Origin of the sequence: Geodermatophilus nigrescens (genome assembly GCF_900129495.1) — a bacterium.
Classification (GTDB): Bacteria; Actinomycetota; Actinomycetes; order Mycobacteriales; family Geodermatophilaceae; genus Geodermatophilus; species Geodermatophilus nigrescens.
Genome location: NZ_FQVX01000002.1, coordinates 1210748 through 1225660, shown reverse-complemented (window position 1 = coordinate 1225660; position 14913 = coordinate 1210748). Strand labels below are relative to the sequence as shown.

Genomic DNA, 14913 nt, shown 5'->3' with positions numbered 1-14913 from the left:
GCCGGTCACCCGGGCGGCTCGCCGTCCCCCGTTCGGGAGGTCACGGGTGGGTCACGGGCCGGTACCGTGACGACGTGACCAGCGGCCGTGTCATGAGCGGCGCCGTGCGGGGCGGGACGCCGGCCGACGGCGACGCGTCCGTGCCGCCGCCCGCCGTGCGCGCGGGCCGGCCGCCGTGGTGGCTGCTGCTGGTCGCGTTCGCCGTGACAGTCGCGGTCACCGCCGACCTGCTCAGCCGCGGCGTCCTCGAGCGGCTGGACCTGCAGGTCTCGGAGGTCGTGAGCCGCTGGGACCTGCGGGACTCGCCGGCCTACTGGCCGGTCTGGGTGGTCACCCAGGTCGGCGGCCGCGGCACCATCCTCATCGTCTTCGCCGGGCTGGTGGCCTGGCTGTGCGTGCGCGGGCGCACCCTGCTGCCCCTGGTCCGGGTGCTCACTGCGCTGGTCCTGCTCACCGTCGTGGTCTACGCCTTCAAGTTCGGCACCGGCCGGACCGCCCCCGCCTACCCGGGGTCCTTCTTCCACCGCGACGGCGCCAGCTACCCCTCCGGGCACGTGGCCAACGCCGTGCTCATGTGGGGCGTCGCGCGCTGGCAGGCCGCCGAGTACGCCCTGCCCCCGCGCGTGCAGACGCTGCTGTGGTGGCTCGCCGTCGTCGGCCCGGTCGCCACCGGGATCGCGATGGTGTCGCTGGACTTCCACTGGGTCACCGACGCGGTCGTCGGCGCGGCCGTCGGGCTGCTCCTCCTGGGCGTGGTGCACGCACTCGACGCATCCGTCCTGTCACGCTGGGCGAGTGCCCGAGCCGGCCGTCCTCCCGCCTAGCGCGACCGCGCGCACGGGACGGGCATCGGCCGCGGTCCTCGCGCCGGCCCTCGCGCTCGCCCTGCTGCCCGCGCTGCTCGCGGCCCCCGCCCGCGCGGAGGAGACGGGCGCGCCGTCGGTGCGCTGCCAGGTGACCGACCCGCGGCTCGCCGAGCTGTCCGGGCTCGTCGACGTCGGCGAGCGGATGCTGGCCATCCCCGACGGCGGGGACCAGGTGAGCGTCGCCGTCCTCGACGGCGGGTGCCAGGTCGTCGACGTGACCACCGCGCCGCTGGACCCCTACGACCCCGAGGACCTCGGCGTCGGCGCCGACGGCACCGTGTGGCTGGCCGACACCGGCGACAACAACGCCACCCGGGCGACCGTCGCGCTCATCGCGCTGCGCCCCGACGGCGGCACGGCGCTGTACCGGCTCACCTATCCCGACGGGCCGCACGACGCCGAGGCGCTGCTCGTGGCCCCCGACGGGACGCCGTACATCGTGACCAAGGAGGTGCTGGGCGCGAGCCACGTCTACCGCCCCGCGGCGCCGCTGGTCGACGGCGGCACGGTCGCGCTGGCCGACGTCGGGACGGTGACCTTCACCCTGACCGGCACGCCGGGCGGGCCGGTCGGCCGCGCGGGACAGCTGCTGGTGACCGGTGGCGCGGTGGCGCGCGACGGCAGCCGCATCGCGCTGCGCACCTACACCGACGCCTACGTCTGGCCGCTCGCCGGCTCCGACGTCCCGGCCGCGCTCGCCGGCGAGCCGGTGCGGGTGGCGCTCCCCGACGCGCCGCAGGGGGAGGCGGTGTCCTTCACTGCCGACGGCGGCGCGCTGCTGGTGGCGGGGGAGGGCCTGCCCGGGGACGTCACGCTCGTGCCCGTCCCCGCGGAGACGGCGGCACCCGCGACGCCCGCGTCGACCGCTGCCGGGCCGTCGGGCCTGCTCGACGGCGGCGACGACGGCACGCCCCCGCTGGCCGCGGGGCTGCTCGCCGCCGCGGTGGCCACCCTGCTCGTGTGGCTCGCCGGGCGGCTGCGCTGGCGGCGCTCGCCCGACCAGCCGCCCGCCGCCTGACGCGACCGCCCGCGGGTCGCCCCGGACCCGCCCGGGGTCCGGCGCGCGGGCCGGACCCCGGGAGCTGTCGTCAGACCCGGCGCAGGACGGTGACCACCCGGCCGAGGATGGTCGCCTCGTCGCCCGGGATGGGCTCGTACGCCGGGTTGTGCGGCAGCAGCCACACGTGCCCGTCGCGCCGCTTGTAGGTCTTCACCGTGGCCTCGCCGTCGAGCATCGCGGCCACGATCTCGCCGTTCTCCGCGGTCGGCTGCTGGCGCACGACGACCCAGTCGCCGTCGCAGATGGCCGCGTCGACCATCGAGTCACCGGCGACCTTGAGCATGAACAGCGTGCCGTCGCCGACGAGCTCGCGCGGCAGCGGGAAGACGTCCTCGACCGCCTGCTCGGCCAGCACCGGGCCACCGGCGGCGATCCGGCCGACCAGCGGGACGTAGGTGGGGGCGGCCGTGCCGTCGGCGGCCGGGGCGGCCGGCGCCGACTCGGCGGCGGTGTCGCCGGGCAGCCGGACGTCCAGCGCGCGGGGGCGGTTCGGATCGCGCCGCAGCCAGCCCTTCTTCTGCAGCACCGACAGTTGGTGGGCGACCGACGACGCCGACGACAGGCCGACCGCCTCGCCGATCTCCCGGACCGAGGGCGGGTAGCCGCGGCGCTCGATCGAGTCGCGGATGACCTCGAGGACCCGGCGCTGGCGCTGGGTGAGCCCGTCGCCGGCCTCGGCCCGGTCGGGGAAGGTGCGCACCGCGGCGGTGCCCGTGGCGGTGGCGGCGCCCCCGGCGTCCGCTCCCCGCCGGGCGGCCGGGCGGCGAGAGGCCGTGGTGCCCCGCGCCGTCTCGCCGTCCGTGCGCCGGCCGGTCCCGCTCGTGCCCGCCACGTCTCCTCCTCGCCGGCCGCGTGCCGCGACCTGGTCTCCTGCTCGGTTGCCGTGCCGCCCGGGCGGCCGCCCGGCTCCCGGGTGGACCGGGAGGGAGCGGACGGACGTCCCGCGGGGGACACCGGACGGACGGGGTGCTGGTCGGACCGTAGCGCCTCGGGGCCGCCACTTCAAACGTGTGTTCGAAACACCCGCGGTGTCGTGTCGACCTCGTCGGGGGCATGCGGTAGACATCGCACAGACGTTCGAATCGAACGCGCGTTCGAGGGCGGTCGACGAGGAGGAGCGGGTCATGGGCGGCGTGCGGCAGGCAGTGCTCGAGTTCGACGCGGCGGTGCGGGTGCCGTGGCGGCCGCTCCTCGACGAGCGGGCACCGGCGCCCGCGGCCCGCCGGACGCCGCCGCGCCGGCCCGCCGGCGCCGTGGGGGAGGCGGGCGCGCTGCCGGGCTCCGGTCCGCGCGTGGCCGGTCACCTGCGCCCGGTGCCCGACCGGCGGGCCGTCGCGGCGCCGCGGGCCACGGGTCCCTCCGCCGGTCCGGCCGCCGAGGCGCCGCGCACCCGGCGCGACCCGGCGCGGCCCGGTGGCCGCCCGGTGCGCGCCGAGCCCGCGCGGGGGTCCGGCCGCCGTCCGGCCGCGCCCGCCCCGGTGCCGGTCCGGCTAACCGGCCGCGGGCGGCGGCTCGTCGCCGTCCTCGTGCTCGCCGCCGGGGTGGGCGGCGCGGTGCTGGGCCGGGAGGTCCTCGCGCCCGACGAGGGGCTGCAGCTGGCCGCCGGCAGCAGCGTCGTGGTGGGGGAGGGGGACACCGTGTGGTCGATCGCCGCGGAGGTCGCCCGCGACGACCAGGACGTGCGCGCCGTCGTCGACGCGATCGAGGCGCTCAACGACCTCGAGGGCTCCGTCGTCGAGGTCGGCCAGGTGCTCCGGCTGCCCTGAGCCGGGTCCCGGGTGCTGAGGCCGGTGTCGGTGTGGTGGTCGGAGAAGTGACGAGAAGCGCGGCGGGAGTTCGTCAACGATCGGCCCCCGGTCGCTCACCCGCCGAGGTCGGATCGGCACCTACGGTCAGGAGCGTGTCAGCAGCCGTGAACAGCAGGGCCGCGGTGTCCTTCGGGTCCCCGCAGGACGTCGAGGTGCTCGTCGAGGGCGCCTGGGTGCCGGGCGCGATGCTCGGCTGGCGGCACGACGCGACGGGCGCGTGCGAGGCCTGGGTGCGACTGCGGGCCGACGTGCCCGGGGTCGTCGAGGGCGCCGGCACGTGGGTCGGCCTGGTCGACGTGCGGCTGCCCGAGCGCCACCTCGCGCTCGCCCCCGCTCCCGCCCCGGAGCCCGTCCTCGACCAGGGGTCCGGCGCGCCGGCCGGCGGGCGCCGCGCGTCCCGTGCGTCGCGCCGGTCCCGGCGGCACGGCGGCGACGTCACCGCCGAGCAGCCGGCCGTCGGCGCCGCCGGCGCCGGCCGCCACCGCGCGCCGGCCGAGGCCGTCCCCGGCCGGCACCGCGCGCTCACGACGGAGATGCCGGCGGTCGTCGTGGACCCTGCCGCCACCTCTGCCGCGAACCCGGCCGGGATCCCGGTCGCGGCCCCTGCCGTGGCGGCCCCCGTCGGTGACGCGACCGTCGTCGCGCCCGCGGTGCGCCTGCCCGCGCCCGAGCCCGACCTGCTCACCCGCCCCATCCGGCTCGGCGACCTCGTGCCGAACCCCCGCGGCGGCCGCCCGGCGGTCCCCACCGCCTGAGCGCGCTCCTCCCGGGACGTCCCGCGGGGGCCGGTCCGGCCGGCTCCCGCGTCCCTCCGGCGTGCCCGGAGCAGTGCCCGGAGCAGTGCCCGGAGCAGCGCGCGGAGGCAGTGCCCCGGCCGTCGCGTGTACGCCACCTCCCGGCCTCCCGCGCGCCGACACGCGCGGCGCCGCGGCGTGTCGTGTGACGGCTGGGAGAACTGCTCGCGCCTGGTCACCAGTGAGTCACGGTCTCGTCGCGCGGGAAGAGACACGCCCGGCATCGTCTTGCAGATGTAGTGGAGGGCGGCCTACTGTCCCCCTACATCTAGTAGTTGCACCGATGGAAGTCCTCCACAGCTCGTCCTCAGGTCTTCCCCGGCGTCTCCACCGGATGTCCCCAGAGGGGTCCACAGCCCGACCGTCCGCGGAGGAGGTGAACCGCAGTGCGCTGCCCGTTCTGCCACAACGCCGACAGCCGGGTGATCGACTCGCGCGAGGCCGACGAGGGGGCCACCACCCGCCGCCGCCGCTCGTGCCCGGCCTGCGGTCGCCGCTTCACCACCGTGGAGGAGGCGGTGCTCGCCGTCGTCAAGCGCAGCGGTGTCAGCGAGCCCTTCAACCGCGCCAAGGTCGTCGCCGGTGTGCGCCGCGCCTGCCAGGGCCGGCCGGTCGACGAGGACCAGCTCCAGCAGCTGGCCCAGCAGGTGGAGGACACCATCCGCGCGAGCGGCGTGGCCGAGGTCCCGAGCAACGAGGTGGGGCTGGCCATCCTGCAGCCGCTGCGCGAGCTCGACGAGGTCGCCTACCTGCGCTTCGCGAGCGTGTACCGCGCCTTCACCTCGGTCGAGGACTTCGAGAAGGAGATCACCGAGCTGCGGGAGCGCCACCACCGCGGCGGCACCCCGCCCCTGCCCGGCCTGCAGCTCGAGCCCCCGGTGCCCCGCCGCCGGGGCGGCGGGCGCAGCGCCCCGGCGGGCACCTGACCATCCCCGAGCACCACCCGCCGGCAGCGCCGCCGACGGCCCCCGCAGGACAGCCAGAACCGTCAGCACCACCCGCTAGAACAGGGGCGGCTCTCTTCCCCAGCCGCCCGCACCGATCACCAAGGGAGAGCTCGTGACCGAGACCGAGGACCGCGTGGCAGGCCGTACGCGTCGCGCCGCCGCCAAGGCGCCGACCCGGGGGAAGGGCCTGAAGATCAAGCGCGTCTTCACCACCGCCGGTGTGCACCCGTACGACGAGGTGACCTGGGAGCGCCGCGACGTCGTCATGACCAACTGGCGCGACGGCTCGATCAACTTCGAGCAGCGCGGCGTGGAGTTCCCCGCCGAGTGGAGCATCAACGCCACCAACATCGTCACGACGAAGTACTTCCGCGGCGCGGTCGGCACCCCGCAGCGGGAGACCAGCCTGCGCCAGCTGATCGACCGCGTGGTGCTCACCTACGGCGCGGCCGGTCGCGAGCACGGCTACTTCGCCACCGAGGGCGACGCCGAGGTCTTCGAGCACGAGCTGACCTGGATGCTCATGCACCAGTACTTCAGCTTCAACAGCCCCGTGTGGTTCAACGTCGGCACGAGCGCCCCGCAGCAGGTCAGCGCCTGCTTCATCCTCGCCGTCGACGACGAGATGGACTCGATCCTGAACTGGTACCGCGAGGAGGGCCTGATCTTCAAGGGCGGCTCCGGTGCCGGCCTGAACCTCTCCCGCATCCGCTCCTCCAAGGAGCTGCTGTCCTCCGGTGGCACCGCCTCCGGCCCGGTCTCCTTCATGCGCGGCGCCGACGCCTCCGCCGGCACCATCAAGTCCGGTGGGGCCACCCGTCGCGCCGCGAAGATGGTCGTCCTCGACATCGACCACCCCGACATCGAGGAGTTCATCGAGACCAAGGCGCGCGAGGAGGACAAGATCCGCGCGCTGCGCGACGCCGGCTACGACATGGACCTCGGTGGCAAGGACATCACCAGCGTCCAGTACCAGAACGCGAACAACAGCGTCCGCGTCTCCGACGAGTTCATGCGCGCGGTCGAGGAGGGCGACCCGTTCGGTCTGCGCGCCCGGCTCGACGGCTCGGTGATCGAGACCGTCGACGCCAAGGAGCTGTTCCGCAAGGTCACCCAGGCCGCGTGGGAGTGCGCCGACCCCGGCATCCAGTACGACGACACGATCAACGACTGGCACACCAACCCCGAGACGGGCCGGATCAACGCGTCCAACCCCTGCTCGGAGTACATGAGCCTCGACAACAGCTCGTGCAACCTGGCGTCCCTGAACCTCATGAAGTTCCTCAAGGACGACGGGACCTTCGACTCCCGGACCTTCGTCAAGGCCGTCGAGCTGGTCATCACGGCGATGGACATCTCCATCTGCTTCGCCGACTTCCCGACCGCGCCGATCGGCGAGACCACCCGCGCCTACCGCCAGCTGGGCATCGGCTACGCCAACCTCGGCGCGCTGCTCATGGCCACCGGCCACGCCTACGACTCGCGGGGCGGCCAGACGCTGGCGGCGGCGATCACCTCGCTGATGACCGGCACCGCCTACCGGCGCTCGGCCGAGCTGGCGGGCATCGTCGGCGCCTACGAGGGCTTCGCCCGCAACGCCGACGCCCACGCCCGGGTCATGCGCAAGCACGCCGCGGCCAACGACGCGATCCGCCCGGTCGGCGCCGACGACGCCGACGTGCTGCGCGTCGCCACCGCCCAGTGGCAGGAGTGCCTGGAGATCGGCGCGGACAACGGCTGGCGCAACGCCCAGGCCTCCGTGCTGGCCCCCACCGGCACGATCGGCTTCATGATGGACTGCGACACGACCGGCATCGAGCCGGACTTCTCGCTGGTCAAGTACAAGAAGCTGGTCGGCGGCGGCTCCATGCAGATCGTCAACCAGACCGTCCCGCGGGCCCTCAAGAGCCTGGGCTACCAGGACGAGCAGGTCGAGGCGATCGTCGAGTACATCTCCGAGCACGGCCACGTCGTCGACGCGCCGAGCCTGCGCCCGGAGCACTACGAGGTCTTCGACTGCGCCATGGGCGAGCGGGCCATCTCCCCGATGGGCCACGTCCGGATGATGGCCGCGGTGCAGCCGTTCATCTCCGGCGCCATCAGCAAGACGGTCAACATGCCGGAGACGGCGACCGTCGAGGACGTCGAGAACATCTACTTCCAGGGCTGGAAGCTCGGCCTCAAGGCGCTGGCGATCTACCGCGACAACTGCAAGGTCGGCCAGCCGCTGTCCGACGCCAAGGCCAAGAAGACCGAGACCGTGGCCGAGGTCGAGGCGGCCCCGGTGGCCACCACGTCGCACCCGGTGCGCCGTCGGCTGCCCAAGAAGCGCCAGAGCATGACGACGTCGTTCAGCGTCGCCGGCGCCGAGGGCTACATGACGGCCGGGATGTACGAGGACGGCAGCCTCGGCGAGGTGTTCCTCAAGCTGGGCAAGCAGGGCTCGACCCTGGCCGGTGTCATGGACGCCTTCTCGATCGGCATCTCGATCGCGCTGCAGCACGGTGTGCCGCTGGAGACCTACATCCAGAAGTTCACCAACATGCGCTTCGAGCCGGCCGGCATGACCGACGACCCGGACATCCGCATCGCCCAGTCGGTGATGGACTACATCTTCCGTCGCCTGGCGCTCGACCACCTGCCGGTCGACACCCGCGCCACCCTCGGCATCTTCAGCGCCGAGGAGCGCGCCGCGCAGGTGGCCGGGAACTACGGCTCGGCCTCCACCGCGGAGGTCGTCGAGGAGGAGGTCGACGTCGAGGCGCTGCGCGGCTCGGTGCCGACCGAGGCCGGCACCACGAGCGTGGCCAAGGAGAAGGTCACCCCCGAGGGCCCGAAGTCGATCAAGGAGGCCCACTCCTCGGCCGAGCTCCTCGAGCTGGTCACCGGCACCGCCACCGACGCGCCGCTGTGCATGACCTGCGGCACGAAGATGCGCCCGGCCGGCAGCTGCTACGTCTGCGAGGGCTGCGGCTCCACCAGCGGCTGCAGCTGACCGACGGCTGATCCACGACCGGTGCCCCGGTCCCGCACTCGCGGGGCCGGGGCACCGGTCTTTCCGCGCTCGGCACAAGAAATGCGCGGGAAGCGTAATGGGCCATTCTCCCGGCGCATTCCGCGACCATTCCCGCTGTACTGCGGTCGTCCGGTCCCGGCGACGCAGGAGGCACCATGTCCCACCCGACCATGCGAGAGGCCAGCGGCGCCCGGTCGTTGCAGGACGCCGTCTCCGACCAGCTGCTGAGCGAGCGCATCCTCGTCCTCGGCAGCGCGGTCGACGACGACGTCGCCAACCAGCTGTGCGCGCGGATGCTGCTGCTCGCCGCCGACGACCCCCACCGCGACGTGCACCTCTACGTCAACTCGCCGGGCGGCTCCGTGGACGCGGGGCTGGCCGTCTACGACACCATGCGGTTCATCGGCTGCGACGTGGCCACGTACGCGTTCGGGATGGCGGCGTCGATGGGGCAGTTCCTGCTGACCGCGGGCACGCCGGGCAAGCGCCACGCGCTGCCGCACACCCGGATCCTGGTGCACCAGCCCTCCGCCGGCGTCGGTGGCACCCAGTCCGACATCGCCATCCAGGCCGACGTGCTGCGCCGCCTCAAGCGCCAGGTGAACGAGCTGCAGGCCCTGCACACCGGCCAGGACGTCGAGCGCATCGAGCGCGACTCCGACCGCGACCGCTGGTTCACCCCGGAGGAGGCGCGCGCCTACGGCCTGGTCGACCACGTGGTCTCCTCCGCGGCCGCGCTGCCGGCCGCGCGCGCCTGAGGCGGCGGGCGGGCGCAGCGGGGAGGGGCGCGAGCGAGGTCACAGCGCCGACGCGGGGGATCGGGTGACGAATCGGTTCCGGTATGCCGATGACCCGTGCGGCCACCGCGCAGCGCCGGCGGATCCGCTCGGCGACGAGGGACCGCGGCCCGGAGGAGCACCGTCTCCCGGCGGGTGGCCGGCCTCGCCCGCACCACCCGAACGGATCCCGCTCCGCCATGCCCGCCGCCCTCGGCCTCGTCGCGACCGTCCTCAGCATCGCCGTCATCTGGCCCCAGGTCTGGCTGTCCTGCCGGCACGGCCGCACCGCCGGCCTCTCGCCCTCGGCCGCCTGGCTCGCCGCCCCGCTCAACCTGTCCTGGCTCGTCGTCGGGCTCCTGATCGCCGACCCCGCTCAGGTGGTCACCAACACCGTCGTCGGGGCGGGGAACACCGCGGTGCTGGCCGCCCTGCTCCTCGCCCGGCCGGACCTGCGCACCGGCCGCGCGCTGCTGCGCACCGCCTCGTGCGCCGCGGGCCTGACCGCGGTGACGGCCGGCTGCACCGGCGCCGTGCTGCTCCTCGGGGTCGCGCCGTCCGGGGCCGCGGACGTCCTCGCGGCGGTCGCCGCCGTCGTCGGCGCAGCCGCTGCGCTGCCGCAGCCGCTGGCGCTGCTGCGCGACCGCGGCCAGGACCTGTCCGGCATGTCGCCGGTGCGGTGGTGGCTCGGCGCCGGCTCGTGCGCCGCGTGGGCCGGGTACGGCGCCGTCGCGGACCAGTCGCTGATGGCGCTGTCGGCCGCGGTCGGGCTCGCCTGCGCGCTGGTCACCCTCGCCGTGGTGTCCGGCCGCCGCCCGCTCGCCCCGGTGGTCGCGCTGGCCGCCCGCCGGCCGCGTCCCCGCCTGGCCGCCGCGGCCTGACGGCACGCCCCGGCGCCGTGCCAGGGTGGAGCACGTGCGCGTCCTGGTCACCGGCAGCTCGGGCCACCTCGGCGAGGCGCTGGTGCGCGTGCTGCGGGAGGCCGGCGACGACGTCGTGGGCCTGGACCTGCTGCCCGCGCCGACCACCGACGTCGTCGCCTCGGTGGGCGACCGCGCGGCGGTCCGGTCCGCGGTCCGCGGCGCCGACGCACTCGTGCACACCGCCACGCTGCACAAGCCGCACGTCGGCACGCACAGCCGGCAGGAGTTCGTCGACACCAACGTCACCGGCACGCTGACCGTGCTGGAGGAGGCCGCGGCAGCCGGGGTCGGGCGGGCGGTGGTCACCAGCACGACCAGCGCCTTCGGCCGCGCGCTGACCCCGGCGCCGGGGGAGCCCGCGGCGTGGGTGGACGAGGCGGTCCCGCCGCGCGTGCGCAACGTCTACGGCGCCACGAAGGTCGCCGCCGAGGACCTCGCCGAGCTCGTCGCCCGCGACACCGGCCTGCCCGTCGTCGTGCTGCGCACCTCGCGGTTCTTCCCGGAGGGCGACGACAGCGACGACGTCCGCACCGCGTACGCCGACGACAACGTCAAGGTCAACGAGCTGCTGTACCGCCGGGTCGACCTCGCCGACGTCGTCTCGGCGCACCGGGCCGCGCTCGACCGCGCGCCCGCCCTCGGCTTCGGCCGGTACGTCGTGAGCGCCACCACGCCGTTCGGTCGCGGCGACCTCGCGCGGCTGCGCACCGACGCGCCGGCCGTCGTCGCCCGGCTGTTCCCCGACGCCCCGGAGCTGTACGCGCGGCTCGGCTGGCGGCTGTTCCCCTCGATCGACCGGGTGTACGTCAACGACGCCGCCCGCGCCGACCTCGGGTGGACCCCGGAGTGGGACTTCCGCGCGGCCCTCGACGCGCTCGCCGCCGGCCGCCCGCCGCGCAGCGCGCTCGCCCGCAGCGTCGGCGCCAAGGGCTACCACCCGACGTCGACCGGCCCCTACACCGTGCGAGGGTGAGCGCATGAGCGTGCGGATGCGGGCGGTCGCGGCGTACCTGCGGCTGACGGCCAAGCCGCGGATGGCCACCGCCGAGGCGGCCCGCCGCCGGATGGCCGACCCGGGCCCGGCCGCGGCGGCGCCCGCGGCGCTGCGCCGTCGCCACGAGGTGGACACCCGCAACGTCGAGGGCTTCCCCGTGACCACCGTGACCCCGCGCGGCGGCGCGACGCGGACCGTCCTGTACCTGCACGGCGGCGCGTACGTCGCGGGCGCGGCGCCGCAGCACTGGACGCTGGCCGGGCGGCTGGCCGACGCCGGCGCGCGGGTGGTGGTCCCGGACTACGGGCTCGCGCCCCGGCACACGTACCGGGAGGCGTACCGGCTGCTCGACGCCCTGTACCCGGACCTCGGCGACGACGTCGTGCTGGCCGGCGACTCGGCCGGCGGCGGGCTGGCGCTCGGGTTCGCGCAGACCCTGCTCGGCTCCGGCCGACCGCAGCCCCGCCAGGTCGCGCTGATCGCCCCGTGGCTCGACCTCGCGCTGGCCGACCCCGCGGTCGCGGTGGCCGAGGCCCGCGACCCGTGGCTGTCCAGCGCGGGCCTGCGCGAGGCCGGGCGCGCGTGGGCCGGCGGCGACGACCCGGCCGACCCGCGGCTCAGCCCGCTGCACGGCCCGTTCGCCGGCCTCCCGCCGGTGCGCGTCTGGGTGGGCACCCGCGACCTGCTGTACCCCGACGTCCTGCGGCTGCGGGACCGGGCGGCGGCCGAGGGCACGCGGGTGGAGGTCACCGCCGTCCGGCGCGCGGTGCACGTCTACTCGCTGACGCCGACGCCGGAGGGCCGCGCCGGCACCCGCGCGTTCGTCGCCGCGGTCACCGGCTAGGAGCGGTCGAGCACCGCCAGGTCGTCCTCGTGCAGCCCGGCGACGACGACCGTGCCGTCGCGCTCGGCGACCGCGGTGACGAAGCCGTACCCGGCGTCGGGAGCGCGCAGGTCGTGCACGCGGCGCCCGTCGGCCGGGTCGAAGGCCATCACCCAGGCGATCGGCGTCGCCCTCGGCCGCACGCGCTCGGGCACGTTCCACAGGGCCAGCCGGAGCACGCCGGGCAGCGGCAGGAGCCGGTCGAGCAGCGCGTTGCGCGGCGCGGCGATCGCCACCCAGAGCAGGCCGTCGCTGCCGAGCGAGGCGTTGTCGGGGAAGCCGGGCAGGTTCTCCACGAGCGGCTCGGTGGTGCCGGCGCGCGGCCCGGCGAGCCAGTGCCGCAGCACCCGGTAGCGGCTGGTCTCGGCGACCAGCAGGTGTGAGCCGTCGGCCGCGCGGACCAGGCCGTTGGCGAAGCCGAGCCCGGACAGGACCGTCGTCACCGTGCCGTCGGGGTCGCGCCGCAGCAGCCGGCCGGTGGCCGAGTGCTCGAACACGTCGCCGAGGTGGTGCTCGACGTCCCAGCGGCTGGTCGACGTCGTGAACCACGCGGTGCCGTCGGGCGCGGCGACGACGTTGCTGGCGAAGGTCACCGGCTCGCCGTCGACCTCGCCCACGAGCACGTCGACCGCGCCGTCGGGGCCGACGCGCAGCAGCCCGCGGTCGTGGTCGCACACCAGCACGGCGCCGTCGGGGAGCGGCTCCACGCCGAGCGGCCGCCCGCCGGTGCGGCCGACCACCGTGCGCTCCCCGGTGCGCACGTCGACGCGGACGACGCTGCCGTCGCGCAGCCCCGTGACGGCCAGCCCGGCGTCGTCGAGGACGACGTCCTCGGGGCCGTGCCCGCCGGGGTCGAGCCGGCGGGAGATCCGCAGCGGGGCGGTGGGGCCGGGGTCGGCGAACGGCGGCGGGGTCCACCGGCGCGGGCGGATCCGGCGGCGGGTGAGCAGCGGGCTGCCGACCTGGGCGGCCGCGCGGTCGGGGGTCAGCCGCTCCGCCCGCGCGATCACCCGGCGGCACCGCAGCTCGAGCAGCCGGACGGCGATGCCGAAGGAGCGGAACGCCGGGTTCGTCGTCTGCCCGGCGCGGTAGCGGGCGTAGACCTGCTGGGCGATGACCGCGACGCGGAACAGGCCGAACACCTCGTACCAGGCCCACTCGGCGTTCGTGACGCGCTCGCCGGTGCGCGCGCAGTAGTGGGCGACGACCTGCTCGCGGGTCATCATCCCGGGCAGCGTCGTCGGCTGGCGGCTGAACCGGCGCATCAGCGGGCCGTCGTCGGCCTGGATCCAGTAGCCGAGCGCGCTCGCGAGGTCCATCAGCGGGTCGCCGACGGTGGCCAGCTCCCAGTCCAGCAGCCCGGCCGGACGGGTCGGGTCGGCGGGGTCGAGCACGACGTTGTCGAAGCGGAAGTCGTTGTGCACGAGGGTGTGCGGCCGGTCGGCGGGTTGGTGCGCGGCCAGCCACGCCGTCACCCGTGCGTAGCCGGGCACGTCGCGGGTCCGGGCCCGCGCGTACCGGCTCGTCCAGTTGTCGACCTGGCGGCGCACGTAACCGGGGCCGCGGTCGAGGGCGGCCAGCCCGGCGGCGTCGACGTCGACGCGGTGCAGGTCGACGAGCAGGTCGACGACGTTGCGGCAGAGCTCCGCGACCTGGTCCTGGGTCAGGTCGACGCCGGGCGGCAGGCTGCGGCGGGGGATCGGCCCCTCGATCCGCCGGACGACGGAGAACGGCGTGCCGACGACGGCGGTGTCCTCGCACAGCGCGACCGTCCGCGGCACCGCCGGCAGCACCCGGCCCAGCGCCTCCTGGACGCGGTACTCGCGGGCGACGTCGTGCGCGGTGCCGGTGTGCTGCCCGCGCGGCGGCCGGCGCAGCACCAGGTCGCCGTCGGGGTAGCGCAGCAGGTAGGTCAGGTTGGAGACCCCGCCGGAGAACTGGCGCACCTCGGGGACGGCGCCGAGGTCGACGCCGGCGCGCTGCGGGTCGGCGTGCCGCGCCAGCCACGCGGCGACGGCCTCGACGTCGAAGGCGTCCTCGGCGCGGACCGGGCGCGCGTCGGTCACGACAGCTTCCGCACGACCGACAGGGGCAGGACGCGCATCGCGACGCCGATGGGTACCCACGGCCAGGCCGGCACGTACGCCTTGGCCTTCCGCGCCTCGATCGCCTGGACCATCGCCCGCACGCCGGTCTCGGTGTCGACCATGAAGCGGGTGGCCTGCTGCACGTGCTCGTTCATCTCCGAGCGGATGTAGCCGGGGTAGACGACCGACACGTCGACCCCGGGGATGCGCTCGGAGCGCAGGCCCTCGGCGAGCGCGGCGACGCCGGCCTTGGTGGCGGCGTACGTGGTCATGCTCCGCCGCATCCCGCGCAGCGCCGACATGGAGCTGACGAGGACGAGGTGGCCGCGCCGCTGGCGGCGGAAGACCTCGAGCGCCGCCTCGCACTGCGCCAGCGCGCCGACGAAGTTGGTCATCGCCGTCTCGCGGTTGGCGTCGGCGCGGCCGGTGCCCAGCGGTGCACCCTTGCCGAGGCCCGCGTTGACCACGACCCGGTCGAGGCCGCCGAACGCCTCGTCGAACCGCCGGAACACGGCGGGGACGGCGTCGGCGTCGGTGACGTCGAGGGCGGCGGTCTCGACGCGCCGGCCGGTCCGCTCCCGGATCTCCGCGGCGAGGGCGTCGAGCCGGTCGGTGCGGCGGGCGCACAGGGCGAGGTCCCAGCCGCGGGCGGCGAACTGCCGCGCCATCTCCGCGCCGAGCCCCGCGCTGGCGCCCGTGATGACGACGGTGCCGTTGCCCATGTCCACCCCTGTCCGACCGGTTCGGTTCCGTACCGGG

At 75.7% G+C, this 14913-nt stretch carries 13 protein-coding genes; 10 read left to right on the top strand and 3 right to left on the bottom strand.

What is annotated here, in order from left to right; genetic code table 11:
* Positions 1–74 precede the first annotated feature (74 nt).
* Together BUE37_RS13360 and BUE37_RS13355 are read left to right on the top strand one after the other, a co-directional pair.
* The gene (locus tag BUE37_RS13360) at positions 75–824 is read left to right on the top strand and encodes a phosphatase PAP2 family protein (protein ID WP_245794592.1); all 750 of its coding nucleotides are present in this window, start codon (positions 75–77) and stop codon (positions 822–824) included.
* Positions 796–1884 (top strand): flagellar basal-body rod protein FlgG, encoded by a 1089-nt coding sequence (locus BUE37_RS13355; protein WP_245794590.1) that lies wholly within the window; start codon positions 796–798, stop codon positions 1882–1884. The genes BUE37_RS13360 and BUE37_RS13355 overlap by 29 nt, the downstream gene beginning before the upstream one ends.
* A gap of 70 nt (positions 1885–1954) precedes the next feature.
* Here BUE37_RS13355 and lexA read toward each other — a convergent pair whose 3' ends face one another.
* Positions 1955–2758, bottom strand: coding sequence for a transcriptional repressor LexA (lexA, locus tag BUE37_RS13350; RefSeq protein WP_073420576.1), 804 nt, complete (start codon positions 2756–2758; stop codon positions 1955–1957).
* Positions 2759–3050: 292 nt separating this feature from the next.
* On the opposite strand from lexA, the gene BUE37_RS13345 reads away from it, so the two are divergent.
* From BUE37_RS13345 to BUE37_RS13310, 8 genes are all read left to right on the top strand, one after another.
* Complete coding sequence (locus BUE37_RS13345) at positions 3051–3692, top strand: LysM peptidoglycan-binding domain-containing protein (protein ID WP_073420575.1); 642 nt, start codon at positions 3051–3053, stop codon at positions 3690–3692.
* Positions 3693–3826: 134 nt separating this feature from the next.
* The gene (locus BUE37_RS13340) at positions 3827–4489 is read left to right on the top strand and encodes a hypothetical protein (protein WP_139252955.1); all 663 of its coding nucleotides are present in this window, start codon (positions 3827–3829) and stop codon (positions 4487–4489) included.
* Positions 4490–4914: 425 nt separating this feature from the next.
* Positions 4915–5454 carry a transcriptional regulator NrdR gene (gene nrdR, locus BUE37_RS13335; RefSeq protein ID WP_073420573.1) on the top strand — a complete coding sequence of 180 codons (540 nt, stop codon included), beginning with the start codon at positions 4915–4917 and terminating at the stop codon, positions 5452–5454.
* Between the two features lie 133 nt (positions 5455–5587).
* Positions 5588–8470: a vitamin B12-dependent ribonucleotide reductase gene (locus tag BUE37_RS13330; RefSeq protein ID WP_073420572.1), complete on the top strand. Its 2883-nt coding sequence runs from the start codon at positions 5588–5590 to the stop codon at positions 8468–8470.
* 176 nt (positions 8471–8646) lie between these two features.
* Complete coding sequence (locus BUE37_RS13325) at positions 8647–9249, top strand: ClpP family protease (RefSeq protein WP_073420571.1); 603 nt, start codon at positions 8647–8649, stop codon at positions 9247–9249.
* 218 nt (positions 9250–9467) lie between these two features.
* Complete coding sequence (locus BUE37_RS13320; RefSeq protein ID WP_073420570.1) at positions 9468–10148, top strand: SemiSWEET transporter; 681 nt, start codon at positions 9468–9470, stop codon at positions 10146–10148.
* Positions 10149–10182: 34 nt separating this feature from the next.
* Positions 10183–11163, top strand: a complete 981-nt coding sequence (locus tag BUE37_RS13315) for an NAD-dependent epimerase/dehydratase family protein (protein ID WP_073420837.1) — start codon at positions 10183–10185, stop codon at positions 11161–11163.
* Positions 11164–11167: 4 nt separating this feature from the next.
* Positions 11168–12028 carry an alpha/beta hydrolase fold domain-containing protein gene (locus tag BUE37_RS13310; RefSeq protein WP_073420569.1) on the top strand — a complete coding sequence of 287 codons (861 nt, stop codon included), beginning with the start codon at positions 11168–11170 and terminating at the stop codon, positions 12026–12028.
* Here BUE37_RS13310 and BUE37_RS24195 read toward each other — a convergent pair.
* Positions 12025–14133 carry a phosphotransferase gene (locus BUE37_RS24195; protein WP_083628616.1) on the bottom strand — a complete coding sequence of 703 codons (2109 nt, stop codon included), beginning with the start codon at positions 14131–14133 and terminating at the stop codon, positions 12025–12027. The two genes, BUE37_RS13310 and BUE37_RS24195, sit on opposite strands and share 4 nt — an antisense overlap.
* Positions 14130–14876, bottom strand: a complete 747-nt coding sequence (locus tag BUE37_RS13295) for an SDR family oxidoreductase (protein WP_073420568.1) — start codon at positions 14874–14876, stop codon at positions 14130–14132. The genes BUE37_RS24195 and BUE37_RS13295 overlap by 4 nt, the downstream gene beginning before the upstream one ends.
* Positions 14877–14913 lie beyond the last annotated feature (37 nt).